The following is a 20,627-nucleotide window of genomic DNA, read 5'->3' as shown; positions in this document are numbered from 1 at the left end:
TGCCAAACTTATTTCGTCAACTTATCTTACAACACGCCATGATGGGGTGTTGTAAGTATTGTCATGAACTTAGTGTGTTCTGTCTTTTTGGACTAACAGAACATGTTTTATGTCAGTCCCTACCGTTGTTACTGATTGGGTAGAGAGCTGTATACTCTGGGTCAAACTATCTAATGTTTTGATCCCAAACGCGCTTTGTGCATTGGCCCCTAAAATAATAGGCGCTTGATAAATAATGAGTTCATTGACTAAATTCGCGTCCAACAAAGCTCCGACTAACTGTGGCCCTGCTTCTACCCAAACGGCATTTGCCGGAATGCGAGCAATCCAGTCTAAAACTTGCTCCAAATCACACTGTCCAGTTGCACTTTGGCTGACTTGTTGAAAATGTGCCAAACCATAGCTATCACTGGGCACAGTATTCACCCCAAAAACAGTCGAAGTACTGCGCATTATCTTGGCATGTGTACTGAGCCGCTGTTTGGAGTCAACGATAAAACAAGCAGGTTGTTTTAATGTGATATCGGTATTTTGCTGTGCCAACGTCTGTAACACATGTTGGGGCAGTTCAGCACTGCGTACGTTCATACTAGGGTCATCAGCAAGAACCGTATCAGCACCAGTCAGAATAGCGTCGTATTGGGCTCGGTAAGCTTGGACATCTCGACGAGCTGCAGCGCTAGTAATCCACTGACTGTGTCCGTTCTCTAGTGCAATTTTACCGTCTAAGGACATACCCAACTTCACAGTCACCCAAGGACGATGTTCGGTCGCACGATATAAAAAATGCCGATTTAAGTGTGTGGCTGCCGCTTCTAAGCAACCGATTTCAACTGTGATCCCTGCGTTTTGTAACCTAGCAATACCCGCTCCTGAAACAGCTGCAAAAGGATCTTGCATCGCCACGATGACTTTTGCGACTTTTGCGTGGATAAGTGCATCCGCACAAGGTCCTGTTCGGCCTTGATGACTACAAGGTTCTAATGTGACATAGGCGGTTGCTCCGGTCACATCGTGCCCGGCAGTAGCAGCGGCAGTTAAAGCATTGATTTCAGCATGAGGCTGACCAGCTTGTTGGTGCCAACCAGAACCAATGACTTGGGCATCTTTGACTAAGACACAACCCACCATAGGATTTGGGCGTGCAGTATATCGTCCACGTTCAGCTAACTTCAACGCCTGTGCCATGAATGAATAATCTGCAGGAGAAAATGACATTTAGGGGGCCTTCTTACCCAAACGTGCAATCTCTTCACCAAACTCGCGAATATCTTCAAACGAGCGATAAACAGACGCAAACCGCACATAAGCAACTTGGTCTAGTTCTTTGAGGTTGTCCATAATGATATTACCGACAAACTCACTTTCTACTTCGCGCTCACCGGTCGCACGTAAACCTGATTTGATGTCATTAATCGCTTTTTCGATACTTTCTGTACTGACTGGCCTTTTTTCTAAGGCCCTTTGTAAACCCGCTCTGAGTTTTTCCTCATTAAACGGTTCACGGGAGCCATCTCGCTTAATAACTTTAGGTAATACTAATTCCGCAATTTCGAAGGTTGTGAAGCGTTCTTTGCAGGTCAAACACTCGCGTCTTCTGCGGATCTGATGACCCTCTGCAACCAGACGAGAATCTATCACTTTGGTCTCTTGTTCATTACAAAATGGACAAAACATGTACTTGCTCCATAAACAAATTAACCGGCATATAGCCGGCTAATTAATCTCAACTGCGCTGTGGATTACGAATAAACTGGGTTCGCTTCACACAAGGCAACCACTTCTGAACGAACGCGGTCTAATACACCTTCATCGCCCATGTTATCTAAAATATCACAGATCCAGTTAGCAACTTGACCTGCTTCCGCTTCTTTAAAGCCACGACGCGTAATCGCTGGCGTACCGATACGCAGACCAGACGTTACAAACGGAGAACGCGGGTCATTGGGTACTGAGTTTTTATTGACTGTAATGTTCGCTAGGCCAAGTGCAGCATCTGCATCTTTACCTGTGATGTCTTTGTCAATCAAATCAAGTAAGAACAAGTGGTTTTCAGTGCCGTTAGAGACGATTTTGTAACCGCGTTCTTGCATCACTGCAACCATCGCTTTGGCGTTTTTCACTACTTGAGCTTGGTACGTTTTAAACTCAGGCTCTAATGCTTCTTTAAAAGCAACCGCTTTTGCTGCAATCACATGGCATAAAGGACCACCTTGATTACCAGGGAAAACAGAAGAGTTTAACTTCTTATAAATGTCTTCATCGCCACAAGCAGAGATAATCAAACCTGAACGAGGACCAGCTAATGTTTTGTGCGTAGTCGTTGTTACTACGTGTGCGTGAGGAACTGGACTTGGGTATACACCAGCAGCCACTAGGCCAGCAATGTGAGCCATATCCACTAATAAATATGCACCAACTTTATCCGCAATCTCACGGAATTTAGCCCAATCAACAATACCGGAGTATGCCGAGAAACCACCGATAATCATTTTCGGCTTATGCTCTAATGCTAAGGCTTCAATTTGTGCGTAGTCAATCACACCAGCTTCATCAATACCGTACTGCACAGCATTGTAGATCTTGCCCGAAAAGTTCACATGTGAACCATGCGTTAAGTGACCACCATGGGCAAGGCTCATACCTAACACTGTGTCACCCGCATTTAATAATGCACCAAATACCGCTGTATTTGCTTGTGAACCCGCGTGTGGTTGGACGTTTGCATAGTCAGCACCAAATAATTCTTTGGCACGTTCAATGGCTAAATTCTCAACAATATCAACATACTCACAACCACCATAATAACGCTTACCAGGATATCCTTCTGCGTATTTATTTGTGAGCTGTGAACCTTGCGCTTCCAATACGCGTGGTGAACAATAATTTTCCGAGGCAATCAACTCAATGTGATGTTCTTGACGTTGATTTTCTTGGTCAATGGCTTTGGCTAATTCTGGGTCAAAATCAGCGATATTCATACTACGGTCTAACATGGAATGCACCTATGTGAAGCTTTAAGGAAATTTTATTGGGTAATTTTACGCACTTTTTTAGGATAAATACAGCTACAAGTGCGTAAAAAATAAATCTAAGACAATGCTTTTCGTTCTAGATCTTTGACACGTTTAAACAAACTATCCAGTTGTTTCAAGCGAATAGAGTTACGACGCCATTCAGAATAGGGCGTATGCGGCATACCTGATGAGTAAACCCCAGGCTCGTTGATATCACTCGTCACCATCGTATTGCCTGTTATTTGTACATTATCACAAATTTTGATGTGCCCATTTATCGCAACCGTACCAGCGATAATGACATTTTTACCAATATCGACACTACCAGCCATCATGGTGCCACCACATAGACAACTACCATCACCGACTTTAACGTTGTGCGCAATATGTACTTGATTATCAATAATGACATTCGCACCAATTACGGTATCTTCCAAGGCTCCGCGATCAATCGTCGTACTGGCCCCAATTTCCGTATTATCACCAATCAGAACTTTGCCTGTTTGTGGAATGGTCACCCAAGAACCACCATTCGGTGCATAACCATAACCGTCACAACCAATAGTGGTCGCGCTATGAATCACGACGTTTTGCCCCAATACACAACTATGGTAAATCGTGACATTAGGGTGAATATAGCTACCAGAGCCAATTTGTGCATTCACACGAATCACTGAGTTAGGTCCAATAGAAACGTTATCGCCGAGGATGACGCCGGCCTCGATAACTGCATTTGGACCGATACTGACGTGCTCACCCAGTTGTGCTGTAGGATCAACAAAAGCACTGGGATGTATTTGATAATGCGGCTTAGGTGTTGGGTCTAACAGTTGTGCAGTGAGCGCAAAACCAACATAAGGATCTTTTACCACGAGGGCAACACCAGAAAAATCTGCGGCTAATTTTTCATTCAAAATCACTGCACTGGCTTGGGTATCCGCCAAAGCACTGAGATATTTTTTATCATTAAGAAAAGCAATATCACCTGCCTGGGCTTTATCTACGGGGGCCACTTTGGTGATATCAAGCTGTGTGGCTTCAGCCACGGTGATGTTGTGCAAGGAAGCGTTTAGGTGCTCAGCAATCGTTTTAAGATCCATAACGAGTCTCATCGTTGAAGTAAAATCAGATTGAGTATTATATTAGCACAAAGTTAAATCAGCCTGATAACGTTCCTTTCACTCAGATAAATATTCCCTGATTTTTGACAAGGGATCTATTACAATAAATTGATTATACAATTACACATGAGGCTTCCATGGCACAGTTCGTCTATTCCATGCATCGCGTGGGCAAAATCGTCCCGCCCAATCGTCATATTTTAAAAGACATTTCTTTGAGTTTTTTCCCTGGCGCTAAAATTGGCGTTTTAGGTTTAAACGGTGCCGGTAAATCCACCTTACTGCGGATTATGGCTGGTGTAGATACAGAGATTGAAGGTGAAGCACGCCCTCTTCCTGGTATCAAAATAGGTTACTTACCGCAGGAACCTCAACTTGATGAGAGTTTGGATGTACGCGGCAATATCGAATTAGCGGTAGCAGATGTCGCTGGTGCTATCAAACGCCTTGATGAGGTTTATGCAGCATATGCGGATCCTGATGCAGATTTCGATGCGTTAGCCAAAGAACAAGGTGAATTAGAAGCGATTATTCAAACCAAAGACGGACATAACCTAGATAATGCCTTGGAACGTGCCGCTGATGCGTTACGTTTACCACCTTGGGATGCCGATGTCACAAAACTATCTGGTGGTGAGCGCCGCCGAGTTGCTTTGTGTAAGTTGTTGCTCGAAAAGCCCGACATGTTACTCCTCGATGAGCCGACTAACCACTTGGATGCGGAATCTGTAGCATGGTTAGAGCGTTTTTTACATGACTATGAAGGTACTGTCGTGGCTATTACGCACGATAGATATTTCCTCGATAATGTTGCAGGTTGGATCCTAGAATTAGATAGAGGAATGGGGATTCCTTGGGAAGGTAACTATTCATCGTGGCTCGAACAAAAAGACACGCGTTTAGAGCAAGAAGAACGCGCCGAAAATGCTCGCCAAAAGTCGATTAAACAAGAATTAGAATGGGTCCGAACAAATCCTAAAGGCCGGGGCACGAAATCTAAGGCGCGGATGGCGCGTTTTGAAGAGTTGAATACGTCTGATTATCAAAAGCGCAATGAAACCAATGAATTGTTTATTCCGCCTGGAGAACGTTTAGGTGACAAGGTTATTGAGGTTGAAAATTTATCTAAATCATATGGCGAACGTTTATTAATTGATGATCTGACATTTACTGTCCCTAAAGGGGCTATCGTCGGAATTATCGGGCCTAACGGTGCCGGTAAATCAACGCTATTTAGAATGCTAACAGACCAAGAAAAAGCCGACAGTGGGACGATTACGCTTGGTGAAACAGTCCAGATTGCCAGTGTTGACCAGTTCCGTGACCACATGGATGGAAGCAAAACGGTTTGGCAGGAAATATCTGATGGCCAAGATATTATTCGGATCGGCAACTTTGAAATCAACAGCCGAGCATACTGCTCACGCTTTAACTTCAAAGGTACCGACCAGCAAAAATTCATCAAAGACCTGTCTGGTGGTGAAAGAAACCGTGTCCACCTAGCCAAACTATTACAAGCTGGTGGTAATGTCCTATTACTGGATGAGCCGACCAATGACTTGGATGTTGAGACATTACGTGCATTAGAAAATGCAATCTTGGAGTTCCCTGGCTGCGCGATGGTTATTTCGCACGATAGATGGTTCTTAGATAGAGTGGCAACACACATCATGGATTACCGAGATGAAGGCAAAATCAACTTCTACGAAGGTAACTTCACTGACTACGAGGCATGGCTCAAAGAGAACTTCGGCCACGAAATCGTAGAACCACACAGACTTAAATATAAGCGCATAAGTAAATAAGTCTACCTATTGGGTTTATCAGTCTTTGTGAATGATTTAGGCGCAAGCCGACAAATGAGCAAAGATTGATAAAACCAAGATAACTAGAATTGCTCACCCACTATTGGGTTTATCAGTCTTTGTGAATGATTTAGGCGCAAGCCGACAAATGAGCAAAGATTGATAAAACCAAGATAACTAGAATTGCTCACCCACTAATGGGTTTATCGGTCTTTGTGAATGATTTAGGCGCAAGCCGTCAAATGAGCGAAGATTGATAAAACCATACTGGTGAAGTGAACCACAAGTATCAATATGGATTCTGTCTGAATATTTTGTACGACTACATTTTCCTTTCATTAAGCATCCTACGGATGCAAATCATTCAAGAAAAACATAGCCATCCAATACCAAACAAACTTCATGAGTAAAATTACCACCCACTAATGGGTTTATCGGTCTTTGTGAATGATTTAGGCGCCAGCCGACAAATGAGCAAAGAGTGATAAAACCATATTGGTGAAATTAACCACAAGTATCAATATAGATTCTGTCTGAATATTTTGTACGACTACATTTTCCTTTCATTAAGCATCCTACGGATGCAAATCATTCAAGAAAAACATAGCCATCCAATACCAAACAAACTTCATGAGTAAAATTACCACCCACTAATGGGTTTATCGGTCTTTGTGAATGATTTAGGCGCCAGCCGACAAATGAGCAAAGAGTGATAAAACCATATTGGTGAAATTAACCACAAGTATCAATATGAATGCAGGTTACTCCATATCAGCCATAGCGTCCAAGGCTTGTGATAATCGAGATACGGGGATGACTTTGAGGCCTTTAATAGGGGTTTTCGGGGCGTTAGATTTAGGAACAATCGCGGTGTTAAAGCCGTGTTTAGCGGCTTCGCTTAATCGCTCTATACCATTAGGCACGGGACGAATTTCTCCAGATAAGCCGACTTCACCAAAGGCGATGAGTTTTTGTGAGAGTGCTTTGTTCCTAAAACTGGAGACCATGGCTAGTAATAGAGCGAGATCGGCGCTAGTTTCGGCGACTTTAACCCCACCGACAACGTTTGCAAAAACGTCTTGGTCGTTCATTTGGACATTTCCGTGACGATGTAAAACGGCTAATAGCATGGCCATGCGATTTTGTTCGAGTCCTACGGCAATTCTTTTCGGGTTATGGGTTTGGGTATAATCAACCAAGGCTTGGATTTCGACAAGCAAGGGACGAGTGCCTTCCCACACGACCATTACGATACTACCAGGGGATTGCTGTTCATCTCGTGACAAGAATATCGCTGATGGATTGGATACTTCTTTTAAGCCTTTTTCGGTCATCGCAAAGACGCCTAGTTCGTTGACTGCGCCAAAGCGATTTTTATGACTGCGTAAGGTACGAAAACGACCGTCAGCATCACCATCGAGCATCATTGAGCAATCAATACAATGTTCCAGTACTTTAGGTCCGGCTAGACTACCGTCTTTGGTGACATGGCCGACTAAGAACATCGCAATATGATTTTGTTTGGCAAAGCGGGTCAAATACGCAGCACTTTCTCTGACCTGAGACACACTGCCTGGGGCGGATGTAACATCGACCACATGCATGACTTGAATCGAGTCTATCACCATGACATCGGGTTTATGCGTCAATGCCAAATCACAAATCGCTTCCACGTTGGTTTCGGCTAATAATTGTAAACGGTCATTGGCAAGGCCTAGACGTTGAGCGCGCATAGCGACCTGCTGGAGTGATTCTTCGCCGGTGATGTATAAGACGTTTTTACCTTCAGCCAACTGACACATGACTTGGAGTAATAGGGTCGACTTGCCCGCACCTGGTGAACCACCAATTAAAACAGCACTCCCAGGAACGATACCGCCGCCTAACACACGGTCCATTTCTTTAAAACCAGAAGAAAATCGTGGTAACGCCTGTAAATCAATACTCGACAAGGTTTCAATTTGCGCAGTGGTTTGCCCTGCGTATCCGCTTAAATTTCGTACAGCGGGAGAAGAAGATTGGCTTACAACAAATTCAGATAAAGTATTCCAAGCTTTGCAGTCATTACATTGGCCCTGCCAACGCGGATGGTCTGAGCCACAATCACTACAGACAAAACTGGTCTTTTTCTTCGCCATTTTTACTTCAACTTAATATTTTTTGTGCCGATAATGCTTATTGTAACTATATTTAAGTATATTAAAACCCTGACAAATGGATCCGTTAGATGTTGACGCAAAGTAGTGCACTTTCCCAAGTTTTACAAATGTTGCTAGATGCTCAGCAAACGAATCCTGATGCTGTCAGAAAACATCATTTTTACCTCTCATTAAGTAAAGCCCAACAACAAGAAGTGGAAGCAGAATGCGCTAGATTACAACAACCATGTAAAACTATTATTGACATGCGGCATACCAATCTCGAGGAAGTCCAAGAGTATAAAGTCGCTTATTTAACGCATTATATGACTCCTGAAATCAAAGAGCGTTTTGATACTGAGCATATGCGTTTTGGTCTCTACACAGTAGGTGTATTCGAATCGATAGATACCTTGATCCAAGAATTAATCTTAGGTCTAGCAGATGCCCGTGAATTAGCAGAATTTATCACTCCGACATTCAAATTTTTGGATTTTGCCCAACGCAACGCCGAGCGTATGCATTTATCGATACCATTGGTTATTTATCGCAGTGATGGGAAAAAAATCCACGCCCGTTCGATTGATGTATCCATCAGTGGCTTACAGTTCAAATATGAAGGCTCACCACTGCTCAACGATGGTGAAATAATCGATGTGGTATTTTCGGGTTTAGAAGAACAAAGTACCCATTTTTCAAACATGCCCATTCGTTTTACGGTGCTCAAAGGGGTCAGACAAGGGGTGACCAAAAAGATTTTTTGTAACCGCAGTCAGTTACAAGAAGATCCAGACTTTAATGAATTTCTCACTAAGTTCATTCGGGGCAACAAGTATCGCTACAAGCTCAATATCGACAATACGATTAATGCGTTAGAAAATAAAATGTGTGAGCAGTTCTTTACACCTAAATTCCCTTCTTTACCGGTTTTTATCAGTCATGAGCATGGTGAACTGATCCCCAAATACGCCATGCTAAACCATGCTAACGACCAACTAATGAGTTATTGGTATGATGAAAATCACCAGCAACGATTGGGCGATTTAGTCTCACAATCACGTTTGGCAGAACTACAAAAACAGCAAGGCCAAGACGCATCTATTTACGTGTACACGTTTAATCACGTAAGTAAAGGTAAGGTGTTTTTTTACTCAGCATCGCAAAGTGAATTAAACAAAAACGGGAAAATTCGTGACGTTTTTTTACGTATTGGTTCGCATAAGGCGAGTTGGCGAGTATTTAAATTACAATTAACGGATGCAAGCCCAAGTGACGTGCATACACCATTATCTATTGCTGATTATGCTCACAAAAATGCGAAAGAACTGAATACACCGCCTCCAGCAAGGTTAATGGCTAAACTCAAAAATATTCGCCTTATTGTAGTCATTTCTGACGTAACGGATAAACACGGACAACTTTTTTATCAGCACACCCAAATTACCAATAGCAATAGCAAAACGATCAGTGAATTTGCCCATTCTCATAAAAATCTACCCCCACAGATTGAGATCACGCGGCACAAAAATGAAGATATCCGACATGAAACACGTTATTTTTTGCGCTCTGCAATCACTGTTGAAGTCGCGGGGAAGTTGATTAAAGGTCACACCGAAGATTTTTCTGTCTCGGGAATTCGACTGGAACTCAATGAAGCCTTGCCGTACACCGAAGATATGCAAATTAAGGTCAGTTTTCCAAAGTTACAAGAACTTACGACAAACCATTCTCTAGAGCGCCTTACCTATAATATTGTGAGTATGCATACTAATCGCCATATTTTGCATTTGCGCATTAGCCCATTTGGTAAAAAATCAGAAAGTGCACGTGCATTTTTCAATCACCTGATCAGTAAAAATAAAGATAAATTGAAAGCTGAAAAAATAGAAGAGTCAGTCCAGGGGCTGTGTTATGCCTTGCGTTGCCTTTACGCTAAAAACGCAACCAATGTCGCCTTTTTTATCAATCGCAATAATAGTTTTTCAGCCCCAGAATTCTCTATTTATAACCAAGGCGAAGGCCGATTATTTTCTTTTTTATCTATGTTTGCGGAAAAAGACTTTTTTAATTGGGAGTTTTTGTATCGAGACCGACATCAAATATCACCGTTTATCCAAAAGTGTCTGAGAAACTTTAGAGATACAGAAATCGAGCAACAACACACGATTTATATCGCATTCGATTTAGCGGCTACCAATATCAATAAAGCGATTAAACCGGTACTTAATGAGCATTTTAAAGATGATAATCAGCGCTTGTACTTTATCCGTAAAGCTCAAGAATATGGGAATTTTATCGCTGTCCAACTCGTCCTACAGCCAACGGCAAATGTGGATTTTGACACCCTGCAAGTCGAACTCGAATACCTGGCGTCCCATTCAAAACACAAAGCGACCTTATTCAAAACACAGCTCGAGTCGATGAAAGCCTTTGGCTACGTCCTTGATGTCACAGATGAGATCATGTACCGCTATGGACTAGTAGAGCAGGCTCTGCAAGCAGACCAACATCTCGCTGGCTAACGCTTTCATCCCCGTTATTTAATTTGCTCGCAGGGCAAACAACGTATTTTCTAAACCACCGAAACGAATTGCCGCTGTCGCCTTTTCTTGGACGAGAGGTTTAGCATGATACGCCATACCTAGCTTGGCATGTGCCATCATAACTAAATCATTAGCACCATCGCCTAATGCAATGGTTTGTTCATGAGGAATTTGTCGTTCTGCAACCAGATGATTTAATGTATCTGCTTTGGTTTGCGCATCGCTGATTGGGCCATTAATCGTCCCGGTTAATAAGCCATTTTCTTGGCCCAGTTCATTTGCTACCACCATATCTAAACCAAGACGGGCCTGTAAGTACTCAGCAAAATAAGTAAAACCTCCCGATGCAATCGCAGTCGTCCAGCCATGCGCTTGTAAATGTTGCAACAAAGTATAGATCCCAGGCATCAACGGAATACTGTCTCTGATTTGTGCTAAGTGTTTAATATCAATCCCTGCCAAACACTGGACGCGTTGCAGTAAACTTTCAGCGAAATCCAGTTTTCCTTGCATGGCGAGCTCGGTGACGGCACTGACTTCTTCTCCTTTGCCACAAAGCTTGGCGATTTCATCAATACACTCAATTTGAATAACGGTTGAATCCATATCCATCACCAACACTCCAGGCTCAGTTAGCATAGGCTGTGCTTCTTGGGCGAAGATCTCAACATGAAATTTATCGGAAAGTTGAGTCACCAAGGCATGTTCTGGCAACCTATCTACAGAGATACAAATTCCAGTAGCTCCCAAGTGTTCACTCATGGCATGCACATAGACTTGCTCACATGTCACCTGCTCTGCCAACGTGCTGATAATAGATTCAATAATGTGAGCATTTGGATTATCTGTCACCACAGTGACAACCGGTGCAGACGAGCTCGAAGATTGACTAGCTGACCATTGTTGGGACTGACAAGCGTAGGTATGAAAGGTGGATTGCTGCATGTAATTGATAAAATCAGTATATGAAAAACGTGCATTACCAGAGAAAAAATGAGCCATGAGAAACCTTTAAATAAAACAAAAACGCAAGTACTGCTTGGCAAAAAGACCGACTTGTTCTAATGTGGTAAGTGTACCTAATTTATTAGATAAATCTATGTATCGCTTATTGTTTCGCGCTGTTTTTATTATTTTAACCCTCCTTGCTATTGTTTTTTTATGGCAAACCCAAACGCGCGTCCTGGAAAATCAATATACCCAATACACGCAGCAACTCGGTGAGAGAGTCAGTAGTATTTCAGCTGGCACATTGAGCCCTTGGTTAATTGAGAACATAGATAATAAAAAATCCAATACCGCACAACTTCAAGATACCTTAGAGCACTATTTAACTATGGGGGACTTCAAAGGTATTCGTTTGTTTGACCGTTACGGCGTCACCCTCGCATCGGTCGGTGAGTATCCAAATATCAAGGATTTGGCATTGGGCGAAAGTGCTCCATATACGGTATATGTCTCACCTATTTCACATAATGATGAAACTATCGGTTATATCCGCTTTGTCATCAGAGATGATATTTTAAATCAGACCATGTTGGAACTCAGCAAAGGGCAAAACGTATTGATTACCAGTGCCCTAGTAGTAGGCATGATTTTTGGGATTTTGTGTATGCGCCTGTACTATTTAAATGCCAGAAGACTCTATAAAACACACAGTATGGATAGTTAAAGTCACCGGACCGTTATGCGAAAACAGATCGCGTATTTTGCGTAGTCAAAGCCTCAACCACTGACTCTTCAACACCAAACAAATCGGCCAGGACTGTCACAACATCAGTAATAAATGCAGGTTCATTGCGCTGACCTTGTCGACCATACATTGGCATATCCGGACTATCCGTTTCGAGCACGCAATGCTCCAAACCCACCGCTAATAATGCTTCTCTAGTTTTACTGCCTCTGGGGTAAGTGATCGTCCCCCCGATCCCTAATTTAAATCCCAGCTCAATATACGCTTGGGCCACGAGAGCATTACCTGAAAAGGCATGAATAATACCGCCACCAGTGAAACCTGATTGTTTGATAAGTCCCAGTAAGCGGTCATGGGATTTTCGATGATGCACAATCACCGGTAAATGATACTGCTTAGCGAGTCCGAGTTGCTCTACAAACATGGTTTCTTGGATCTTAATATCAAGTTCAATTGCTCTATCTACGCCAATCTCCCCCACCCCAATAAACTGCGTTTTAAGCTGACCAGTTAGCGTCTCTTGAATAGTCTGGTCCAACTGAGAGATTAATTGGTCTACCGCATATTTGGCTAATAAAGGGCTGAGAAAATAAGGATGAAAACCCAGTGTAAAACGAATGTGGGGGTAGGTTCGCGCTAACGTAAATTGTTTTTGCCAATGCGCTGGATCAATAGCTGGAATGATACACTCACTGACACCGGCCTGTGTGGCGCGACACAGTACCTCGTCGATATCCTCCGCAAAAACAGATAGATCTAGGTGGCAATGAGTATCAACTTTCATGGTGCATGCCACCTCGCTTAGGTAAGCCTGAGTCTTAAGGGTTCAAACGTTGGATTTGCCAAGTATCTGACTCTGTGCGCGAAAACTCAAAACGGTCATGTAAACGATGTTCGCCGCCCTGCCAAAATTCAATTTGGTGAGGTTTGACTAAATACCCACCCCAAAAATCAGGTAAAGGCACAGCACCTTCAGCAAACTTTTCTTTTAATTGACGCCACTGAGTTAACAACATTTGACGATTACTAATCGGCTGTGACTGCTTAGAAGCCAAAGCCCCGATTTGTGAATCTTTGGGACGAGAAAAGAAATACTTAGCCACTGCAGTTCGTGATAAGGGCTCAGCCTCACCACAAATGCGTACCTGACGTTCTAACATATGCCATGGGAAATGTAAGGAAATCTTAGAGTTTTGCTTTAATTCCTGCGCTTTGCGACTACCCAAATTAGTATAAAACACAAAACCATCTGCAGAGAAATCTTTGAGCAATACGATCCGTTGACTAGGCTGCCCCGAACTATCGACAGTCGCTACAGTCATGGCATTAGGATCTGGGATCCCTGACTCAATCGCATTGTCTAACCACTGCTTAAAGAGCACTAAAGGGTCCTGTTCGAGATCTTGTTCTTCCAAAGAACCCATCGTATATTCACGGCGATATTGATTAAATGTACTCATGCAAACCTCATCATTGTGTAATCAACAACAACACTAGGGTCTGTTGTTTTCTTATCTACAAAGTCACTAATACGACAATCACTGAAAATAGGTCACTATCGCTTATTGATTATCGTAACCCAAACTACGTAAAGCGCGTTCATCATCTGCCCAACCGGACTTGACTTTCACCCACAATTCCAAGAAGACTTTGTTCTGAAACAACTCTTCTAAATCTTTACGTGCATCGGAACCCATCGTTTTCAGATGTGAACCTTGCTTGCCAATGACCATGCGTTTTTGAGTTTCGCGTTCAACCAAAATCAAACCATTTATGCGGTAGACACCATTTTCAGTCATCTTAAACTGTTCAATCTCGACCGTCACTGAATAAGGTAACTCGTCCCCGGTATAGCGCATGAGTTTTTCACGAATAATCTCTGCTGCCATAAAGCGACTAGAACGGTCGGTAATATACTCTTCTGGGAAATAGAACTCACTAGGCGGTAACTGCTCCATCACCATATCACGTAACTCTGTGATGTATTTGTTTTGCTTAGCACTCACAGGAATGACGTGAGCAAAATCATGTTGCTCGTGCAGCCATTGTAGATGGGTCATTAACGCATTTTTATCTTCGACTTTGTCCGTTTTGTTAACTATTAACCAAACCGGTAAACGAGAATTTTTTATCTTCTTTAACACCATTTTATCGTCATCATTGAAGCGGGTACCTTCGACGACAAATAAGACCAATGACACTTCACCGAGTGAACTCGATGCAGCTCGATTCATATAGCGATTAATGGCTCTTTTTTCTTCGCTGTGCAGGCCTGGCGTGTCCACGTAAATTGCTTGGCGATCATCGAGTGTATCAATCCCCATAATACGGTGACGGGTAGTTTGCGGTTTACGCGAGGTAATACTGACTTTTTGGCCAATAATTTCATTCAATATGGTAGATTTTCCTACATTAGGACGGCCAACGATTGCAACCATGCCACAATAGGTATTAACTTCAGGAAGATCATGCATTTTGTATTTTCTCTAACATTACGCGCGCAGCTTCTTGCTCCGCTTTACGACGACTATTACCGCTACCGGTAATCGCCTCAGGGAAAGCATCGCTCGTACAGGTTACTGTAAAAGTCTGATCATGATCTTTACCACTAATATTTGTCACTTCGTATTCAGGAAGGGAATATTTGCGACCTTGCAAATATTCTTGTAATCGGGTTTTAGCATCCTTGGGATGCTCATTGGGATCTAGCGCAGCAATTCGTGATGCGAACCAACGCATAATAAAGTCACGACATGTGGCAATATCCGCATCTTCGTACATCGCGCCAATCAACGATTCGACAGCATCTTCTAAGATGGATTCTCGACGTTGACCACCACTTTTAAGTTCGCCTGGGCCGAGTTTCAAATAACTACCAATATCATGCTCTGCAGCAATCTCAGCTAAAGTAACCCCTTTGACCAGCGTGGAGCGCATGCGAGTCAGTTTTCCTTCTGATAATTCAGGAAAACGCTCGAACAAATACTCAGCAATCACCAAACCCAACACCGCATCACCCAAAAACTCTAAGCGTTCATTGTGTTTTTTGCTTGCAGATTTATGCGTCAAGGCTTGCTGTAAAAGCGCTTTATTAGAAAAAACATAACCCAATTTCTTTTCTAAAATATCTAAGGGTTCAAAGCCTTTTCTATTAGCCATGCTGTTTTTGGCTGAATTGTGCTTACCTGTTTGACTCACTGCAAACCGCCTATGCGATTAAAACGAATGCCAGTTGGGATCCAGCTAGGCAACATACTATCTGCGCCGCGTTCAAATTCAAAGCTGATCCAGATTGCTGTTGCTTTACCCACTAAATGCTCATCTGAAACAAAGCCCCAAAAACGGCTATCACGGCTGTTGTCACGGTTATCACCCAGGACAAAATAAGCATTTTGTGGCACTACCCACTCATCCATCGCTGTACCGGGTTGACGATAAAATTGTGAAGGTGATGCCGCCAAGATTGGGTGCTGGAGTATTTCGTGTTGCGCATCGCCAAGTTGCTCAACAAAACGATTTAGAGGCACCATATTTTGCACAAATTCATCATTGTCGACTTGTTTCATGGGGACTATGAAAGGTTTTGCACAGTCCTGTCCACTTGGACAAGCAGGGACAACAGTGATCTGTTTTTGACGATAAAATATGCGGTCACCAGGCAAACCAACTACTCGCTTGATGTAATCAAGCTGTGGTTCAGGTGGGTATTTGAAAACCACAATATCACCTCGTTCAGGTGCACCGATATCCCAAAATTTGGTCCGTGTAACGGGATCTTTGAGGCCATAAGTGTACTTCTCAACCAAAATAAAATCCCCGACCAACAATGTTGGCATCATAGAGCCAGAAGGGATTTGGAAAGGTTCGTACAGAAACGAGCGCAACACCATGATGAAAGCGACAACAGGAAAGATTTGTTGTGCAGTATCCACTAGATACGGTAATTCAGCATCACTGGCTTTACCACCGGTTACCATCGCTTTTTCTCTGCGTTTTGGCGCAAAAAAGAGACTGTCGATTAACCAAATGAGTCCTGAAACAACGGTCAATATCACCAAAAAAATGGAAAAGGTTTGTGCCATTATTTACCTACCTTGAGAACGGCCAAGAAAGCGTCTTGTGGTAATTCTACATTACCTACGGACTTCATGCGTTTTTTACCATCTTTTTGTTTCTGCAATAGCTTTTTCTTACGGCTGATATCACCACCGTAACATTTTGCAATCACGTTTTTACGTAACTGTTTTACTGTACTACGAGCGACGACATGGTTACCAATAGCGGCTTGGATCGCAATATCAAACATTTGCCGCGGGATCAGTTCTTTTAATTTTTCCACTAACTCACGACCGCGATATTGCGCATTCTCTTTGTGCGTAATAATCGCAAGTGCATCTACCCGTTCTTGGTTAATTAAGATATCTAAACGGCACATATCTGCGGCATTGAATTTCTTGAAATTATAATCCAGTGAAGCAAAACCTCGGCTGGTTGATTTTAGACGGTCAAAGAAATCTAAGACCACTTCTGCCATCGGTAATTCATAGGTCACTGCCACTTGCTTACCGTGGTAAGCCATGTTCGTTTGGACACCACGTTTTTCAATACACAGTGTAATGACGTTACCCAAAAACTCTGACGGTACTAATATGTTGGCTTCAACAATCGGCTCGCGCAATTCTTCAATATCATTCACTGCTGGTAGTTTAGATGGGTTGTCCACGTAGAGGGTTTCACCCTTGGTCGTCAAAATTTCATAGACCACGGTTGGTGCGGTCGTAATCAGGTCAAGATCATACTCACGCTCCAAACGCTCTTGGATGATTTCCATGTGTAACATACCCAAGAAACCAATCCGGAAACCAAAACCCAATGCAGATGAGCTTTCTGGCTCATAGAATAGAGAGGCGTCATTTAAGCTTAATTTTGCTAGTGCATCACGAAAATCTTCGTAATCATCAGAACTCACTGGGAATAAACCGGCATAAACTTGTGGTTTTACTTTTTTAAAGCCCGGGAGCATTTCTGCAGCAGGTTCACTCGCTAAAGTAATAGTATCACCGACTGGAGCGCCGTGAATTTCTTTGATCCCGGCAATCACATACCCAACTTCGCCACTGCGTAAGACACCCGTTTTCGTTTGTTTTGGCGTAAAAATACCGACATTGTCTGCCAAGTGTGTAGTACCATTCGACATAATTTTGATCTTGTCTTTGGCTTTTAATTCACCATCAATGACACGTACCAAAGAAACGACGCCTTGGTAGTTATCAAACCATGAATCGATAATTAAAGCTTTTAGTGGGGCATCCGGATCACCTTCTGGTGGCGGCACTTTATCCACAATTTCTTCTAAAACTTCTTTGATACCGACACCGGTTTTAGCCGAACAACGGACGGCATCTAAAGCATCAATACCGACGATGTCTTCAATCTCCTCAGCAACGCGCAGAGGGTCGGCTTGGGGTAAGTCAATCTTGTTTAAAATGGGGACCACTTCCATATCCATTTCAATCGCGGTGTAACAGTTAGCCAAGGTTTGTGCCTCGACACCTTGCCCTGCATCCACAACTAACAGCGCTCCTTCACAGGCCGCTAAGGAACGCGAGACTTCATAGGTAAAATCGACGTGACCAGGCGTGTCGATAAAGTTTAACTGATAGGTCTCACCGTTATCCGCAGTGTAATTTAACGTGACACTTTGCGCTTTGATAGTAATACCACGTTCTCTTTCAATATCCATTGAATCAAGGACCTGAGCGGCCATTTCACGCTCAGTTAAACCACCACAATCTTGGATCAAACGATCTGATAAGGTTGATTTGCCGTGGTCAATGTGAGCAATGATACTGAAGTTACGAATATGAGAATGCTGCATAGGTTGTAATGCCACCTTTAAGTACAAGACTGAATGAAGTCGTTTATCACTATAGTCATTCTCGTATTTTTCAAATATACGCAATACACCAGTGTCGTGAGCCTAATGCTCCGCTTTCTAAACGATTCTAAAATTTTAACTATTTTACCGCCTTTCCTAGATAAAAGCGATATTTACTGAGACTTTGGTGTGCTTGCTTGCACCTTTATGACGCTAGACTGTGCTGTAGGTTGTACAGGTAGAATATGACATAGATTAGGTGCGTATTGATTGTGCTTATTTTTCGTCTGACGACTGACATAAACAAGTAAGCCTAATGTGCTCAACACCGCACATAACAAGTGGAATAACTCATGATCCAGAACGGTTTGAGAAAATACCCATTGGGCCAACATAAAAGTGCCAATAAAACTGCACAAAGGCAATATATACACCATAAATGACGCTTTTAATAAGGTCTCTTCTCGGATCCCTAAGGTCACAGATTGGCCTACTTGCACCGCTTGGTCGGTCGTAAAATACAAGGCATCACTATGCGGAGTAAAATGCTCCGCAATTACGCTCGTACTGCATGATTTTTTTGCACTACAACTGCCACACGTCGTTTTCACCGAAGTGTGTACCTCGATGCCTGTCTGTCCATCAGGCAGCTCAGTAATGGCTGTAATCGTTCCGCGTTCTTCAATCATGACAGGCCTGCTTTAGGTACTACTCAGAGCAATCATTTCCATAATTTTGTTCGCTGTAGGGGCTGGTATTTTGCCAACAACCGTTAACTGCAGGCCATCCCTAACCCGCGATAAAAAGGTTTCTGATTGGTTCCGAATCAAGACATCATCCTGAGGTACAGTACCGGCTTTTTGTAGATAAATCGACACATCTACTAACCCATCTGAGAGCAATTTATACTCGACTAACTCACCCGTAATCGCCAAACGATGAATATCGCGTTTGACTTCTTTCATCCCCACCGGCAAAGAGGTAATTGACCATTTCAAGGCAAATTCTTTCGGAGGATTAATATGGCGAACCTGGGGTAATTGCTGAGCTTCCAACTTTAGAAAATCAGCATGGACTGAATCTGTGATCACTAAATTCGTCACTTGCACTTGTTCTAATACTTCGCCTTTCAAGGTCAGTGTATTTAACTTCAATGGAAGGTAGGTTTCACTATCGACCCACAGTGCATAACTGTAACGACTACCGTCCTTACTCAACACTCGAAAATGCAATGCTGCCTTGCCAGTCACCCGACTTTTGCCAACTAAAACCACATCATAAGCGGCAAATATAGCAGCGGGATTTCTGATTAAGTTATGCGGTATTGGACCGTGAATATGTGATTGTTGCAAAGCAAAAGCAGGCTTATCTGCTTCAAAGAAACTCACTTTATTTCCGACCCGTACCACTTGTGCGCCCGGTCCGTTCAGACTGTTCAAATATTCAACAGTATTATTGGTGGGTGTCGATGGAGCTAGCGTTTTTGGTTTGGGCGAGCTGTTCACGTGATCGGATTCTGTGACTGCCATATCGGGTAAAATACCATGTCGCCAAATATACGGGACGGGCTCACTACCGGGGCGAAATACGACCAAAGAAGCTTCATAATTGAGTGTATTTACTGCATGAGAAACTTTGAGTAATACTTCTTGAGCGTTCGCTTCAACGACAGCAGGTGGCTTTGCGATAGAGTTATCTGAGGATGCCTGACTAACAGCAGAAAATGCGAATGTGCTCGAAGTCAAATATAAACTACAAACAAAAACGGCCCGTAACAGGCCGCTTGGAAAAGTGCGTAAACCCATTACTTAGGCTTTCCTTCTGGGACAGTTTCAGGTTCCGTGGTTTCATCCAAAACAGCTTGGAGACGTACTTGCTGTTTGTGGTCAACAAGCAGCGCATTGATTCGCTTACGTTGTTCAACAACCGCTTGACGGTTAGGATTTTCAATCGTTCTAGATTGGGACAAACTCACTGGTGACAAACCACCTTGAGGCCCTGAGGTCGGTGCGGTCATAAAAGGCTGTGTTTGTTCGGTATTGTAACTCTGTACACCTAAAATCATCACAGCAGCGACACCTGCAGCGACGGCAAACTGAGAGGACTGCTTACTCAGTGAGACGACATTGTCCCATACTGTTTTACGCTTGCTTCGGCGTGGTGCTAGTATTGTTGGCTCATCATCCAAGGCATCTGCAATAGCATCAAGAATTGACGTATCAGCAACCATGACAGCATCACCACGTAGCGTGTCACCCAAGAGATGGTAGTTTTGCCACTTGGCTTGTAATTCCTTGTCATTTTGTAGTTGGTCTATATCAAACTGTGCTGATTCACCATCGACAAATGCAGATAAATTTTCTTGCCTGTCACTCATATTAACATTCCTAAGATGCCCGTACCGAGCAATATATCATTTTATAAAAATTTGT

Annotated in this window: 19 protein-coding genes; 3 read left to right on the top strand and 16 right to left on the bottom strand. The window is 43.0% G+C overall.

The features are described from left to right. Window positions 1-69 precede the first annotated feature (69 nt). The 4 genes from ribD to lpxD form a co-directional block, all read right to left on the bottom strand. The gene (gene ribD, locus NLF92_RS08410; protein ID WP_254100787.1) at window positions 70-1,218 is read right to left on the bottom strand and encodes a bifunctional diaminohydroxyphosphoribosylaminopyrimidine deaminase/5-amino-6-(5-phosphoribosylamino)uracil reductase RibD; all 1,149 of its coding nucleotides are present in this window, start codon (window positions 1,216-1,218) and stop codon (window positions 70-72) included. Continuing rightward, window positions 1,219-1,677, bottom strand: a complete 459-nt coding sequence (gene nrdR / locus NLF92_RS08405; protein WP_254100785.1) for a transcriptional regulator NrdR — start codon at window positions 1,675-1,677, stop codon at window positions 1,219-1,221. Window positions 1,678-1,742: 65 nt separating this feature from the next. Beyond that, entirely contained in the window at window positions 1,743-2,996 is a 1,254-nt protein-coding gene (glyA, locus tag NLF92_RS08400) for a serine hydroxymethyltransferase (protein ID WP_254100783.1), read from the bottom strand. 95 nt (window positions 2,997-3,091) lie between these two features. Next, window positions 3,092-4,117 (bottom strand): UDP-3-O-(3-hydroxymyristoyl)glucosamine N-acyltransferase, encoded by a 1,026-nt coding sequence (lpxD, locus tag NLF92_RS08395; protein WP_254100781.1) that lies wholly within the window; start codon window positions 4,115-4,117, stop codon window positions 3,092-3,094. Between the two features lie 158 nt (window positions 4,118-4,275). On the opposite strand from lpxD, the gene ettA reads away from it, so the two are divergent. Next, window positions 4,276-5,943, top strand: a complete 1,668-nt coding sequence (ettA, locus tag NLF92_RS08390; RefSeq protein ID WP_254100778.1) for an energy-dependent translational throttle protein EttA — start codon at window positions 4,276-4,278, stop codon at window positions 5,941-5,943. Between the two features lie 177 nt (window positions 5,944-6,120). On the opposite strand, the gene NLF92_RS08385 is transcribed toward ettA, so the two are convergent. Both NLF92_RS08385 and radA read right to left on the bottom strand, forming a co-directional pair. Then, a complete protein-coding gene (locus NLF92_RS08385; protein WP_254100776.1) occupies window positions 6,121-6,282 on the bottom strand; it encodes a hypothetical protein in 162 nt (53 codons plus the stop codon). A 422-nt stretch (window positions 6,283-6,704) separates the two neighbouring features. After that, on the bottom strand, window positions 6,705-8,081 hold the full coding sequence (gene radA, locus NLF92_RS08380) for a DNA repair protein RadA (protein ID WP_254100774.1): 1,377 nt from the start codon (window positions 8,079-8,081) through the stop codon (window positions 6,705-6,707). A gap of 89 nt (window positions 8,082-8,170) precedes the next feature. Here radA and NLF92_RS08375 point away from each other — a divergent pair, with 89 nt between their 5' ends. Then, the gene (locus NLF92_RS08375) at window positions 8,171-10,603 is read left to right on the top strand and encodes a PilZ domain-containing protein (RefSeq protein ID WP_254100772.1); all 2,433 of its coding nucleotides are present in this window, start codon (window positions 8,171-8,173) and stop codon (window positions 10,601-10,603) included. 18 nt (window positions 10,604-10,621) lie between these two features. On the opposite strand, the gene serB is transcribed toward NLF92_RS08375, so the two are convergent. Continuing rightward, complete coding sequence (gene serB, locus NLF92_RS08370) at window positions 10,622-11,626, bottom strand: phosphoserine phosphatase SerB (RefSeq protein WP_254100770.1); 1,005 nt, start codon at window positions 11,624-11,626, stop codon at window positions 10,622-10,624. A gap of 37 nt (window positions 11,627-11,663) precedes the next feature. On the opposite strand from serB, the gene NLF92_RS08365 reads away from it, so the two are divergent. Further along, on the top strand, window positions 11,664-12,296 hold the full coding sequence (locus tag NLF92_RS08365; RefSeq protein WP_254100769.1) for a hypothetical protein: 633 nt from the start codon (window positions 11,664-11,666) through the stop codon (window positions 12,294-12,296). 13 nt (window positions 12,297-12,309) lie between these two features. Here NLF92_RS08365 and NLF92_RS08360 read toward each other — a convergent pair whose 3' ends face one another. The 9 genes from NLF92_RS08360 to NLF92_RS08320 all read right to left on the bottom strand — a co-directional run bounded on the left by NLF92_RS08360 (window position 12,310) and on the right by NLF92_RS08320 (window position 20,572). After that, entirely contained in the window at window positions 12,310-13,101 is a 792-nt protein-coding gene (locus NLF92_RS08360; protein ID WP_254100767.1) for a TatD family hydrolase, read from the bottom strand. A gap of 34 nt (window positions 13,102-13,135) precedes the next feature. Further along, complete coding sequence (gene pdxH / locus NLF92_RS08355; RefSeq protein ID WP_254100765.1) at window positions 13,136-13,777, bottom strand: pyridoxamine 5'-phosphate oxidase; 642 nt, start codon at window positions 13,775-13,777, stop codon at window positions 13,136-13,138. Between the two features lie 102 nt (window positions 13,778-13,879). Further along, window positions 13,880-14,791: a GTPase Era gene (gene era / locus NLF92_RS08350; RefSeq protein WP_254100762.1), complete on the bottom strand. Its 912-nt coding sequence runs from the start codon at window positions 14,789-14,791 to the stop codon at window positions 13,880-13,882. Further along, window positions 14,784-15,476 (bottom strand): ribonuclease III, encoded by a 693-nt coding sequence (gene rnc / locus NLF92_RS08345; RefSeq protein ID WP_254100838.1) that lies wholly within the window; start codon window positions 15,474-15,476, stop codon window positions 14,784-14,786. The genes era and rnc overlap by 8 nt, the downstream gene beginning before the upstream one ends. 35 nt (window positions 15,477-15,511) lie before the next feature. Then, window positions 15,512-16,399, bottom strand: coding sequence for a signal peptidase I (gene lepB, locus NLF92_RS08340; protein ID WP_254100760.1), 888 nt, complete (start codon window positions 16,397-16,399; stop codon window positions 15,512-15,514). Then, on the bottom strand, window positions 16,399-18,195 hold the full coding sequence (gene lepA / locus NLF92_RS08335; RefSeq protein WP_254100758.1) for a translation elongation factor 4: 1,797 nt from the start codon (window positions 18,193-18,195) through the stop codon (window positions 16,399-16,401). Before lepA ends, lepB begins: the two co-directional genes overlap by 1 nt. A 173-nt stretch (window positions 18,196-18,368) precedes the next feature. After that, on the bottom strand, window positions 18,369-18,884 hold the full coding sequence (locus NLF92_RS08330) for a SoxR reducing system RseC family protein (protein ID WP_254100756.1): 516 nt from the start codon (window positions 18,882-18,884) through the stop codon (window positions 18,369-18,371). 12 nt (window positions 18,885-18,896) lie between these two features. After that, window positions 18,897-20,000: a MucB/RseB C-terminal domain-containing protein gene (locus tag NLF92_RS08325; protein WP_254100754.1), complete on the bottom strand. Its 1,104-nt coding sequence runs from the start codon at window positions 19,998-20,000 to the stop codon at window positions 18,897-18,899. Then, on the bottom strand, window positions 20,000-20,572 hold the full coding sequence (locus tag NLF92_RS08320; RefSeq protein ID WP_254100752.1) for a sigma-E factor negative regulatory protein: 573 nt from the start codon (window positions 20,570-20,572) through the stop codon (window positions 20,000-20,002). The genes NLF92_RS08325 and NLF92_RS08320 overlap by 1 nt, the downstream gene beginning before the upstream one ends. Between the last annotated feature and the right edge of the window lie 55 nt (window positions 20,573-20,627).

Source organism: Opacimonas viscosa, assembly GCF_024199005.1.
Classification (GTDB): Bacteria; Pseudomonadota; Gammaproteobacteria; order Enterobacterales; family Alteromonadaceae; genus Opacimonas; species Opacimonas viscosa.
The sequence above is the reverse complement of the archived record's forward strand: the minus strand, read 5'-3'. Positions and strand labels throughout refer to the sequence as shown.

Bases quoted from the DNA above. Each gene is read 5' to 3' on its own strand.
- ribD (WP_254100787.1), bottom strand. From the start codon at position 1,218: ATGTCATTTTCTCCTGCAGATTATTCATTCATGGCACAGGCGTTGAAG.
- nrdR (WP_254100785.1), bottom strand. From the start codon at position 1,677: ATGTTTTGTCCATTTTGTAATGAACAAGAGACCAAAGTGATAGATTCT.
- glyA (WP_254100783.1), bottom strand. From the start codon at position 2,996: ATGTTAGACCGTAGTATGAATATCGCTGATTTTGACCCAGAATTAGCC.
- lpxD (WP_254100781.1), bottom strand. From the start codon at position 4,117: ATGGATCTTAAAACGATTGCTGAGCACCTAAACGCTTCCTTGCACAAC.
- ettA (WP_254100778.1), top strand. From the start codon at position 4,276: ATGGCACAGTTCGTCTATTCCATGCATCGCGTGGGCAAAATCGTCCCG.
- NLF92_RS08385 (WP_254100776.1), bottom strand. From the start codon at position 6,282: ATGAAAGGAAAATGTAGTCGTACAAAATATTCAGACAGAATCCATATT.
- radA (WP_254100774.1), bottom strand. From the start codon at position 8,081: ATGGCGAAGAAAAAGACCAGTTTTGTCTGTAGTGATTGTGGCTCAGAC.
- NLF92_RS08375 (WP_254100772.1), top strand. From the start codon at position 8,171: ATGTTGACGCAAAGTAGTGCACTTTCCCAAGTTTTACAAATGTTGCTA.
- serB (WP_254100770.1), bottom strand. From the start codon at position 11,626: ATGGCTCATTTTTTCTCTGGTAATGCACGTTTTTCATATACTGATTTT.
- NLF92_RS08360 (WP_254100767.1), bottom strand. From the start codon at position 13,101: ATGAAAGTTGATACTCATTGCCACCTAGATCTATCTGTTTTTGCGGAG.
- pdxH (WP_254100765.1), bottom strand. From the start codon at position 13,777: ATGAGTACATTTAATCAATATCGCCGTGAATATACGATGGGTTCTTTG.
- era (WP_254100762.1), bottom strand. From the start codon at position 14,791: ATGCATGATCTTCCTGAAGTTAATACCTATTGTGGCATGGTTGCAATC.
- rnc (WP_254100838.1), bottom strand. From the start codon at position 15,476: ATGGCTAATAGAAAAGGCTTTGAACCCTTAGATATTTTAGAAAAGAAA.
- lepB (WP_254100760.1), bottom strand. From the start codon at position 16,399: ATGGCACAAACCTTTTCCATTTTTTTGGTGATATTGACCGTTGTTTCA.
- lepA (WP_254100758.1), bottom strand. From the start codon at position 18,195: ATGCAGCATTCTCATATTCGTAACTTCAGTATCATTGCTCACATTGAC.
- NLF92_RS08330 (WP_254100756.1), bottom strand. From the start codon at position 18,884: ATGATTGAAGAACGCGGAACGATTACAGCCATTACTGAGCTGCCTGAT.
- NLF92_RS08325 (WP_254100754.1), bottom strand. From the start codon at position 20,000: ATGGGTTTACGCACTTTTCCAAGCGGCCTGTTACGGGCCGTTTTTGTT.
- NLF92_RS08320 (WP_254100752.1), bottom strand. From the start codon at position 20,572: ATGAGTGACAGGCAAGAAAATTTATCTGCATTTGTCGATGGTGAATCA.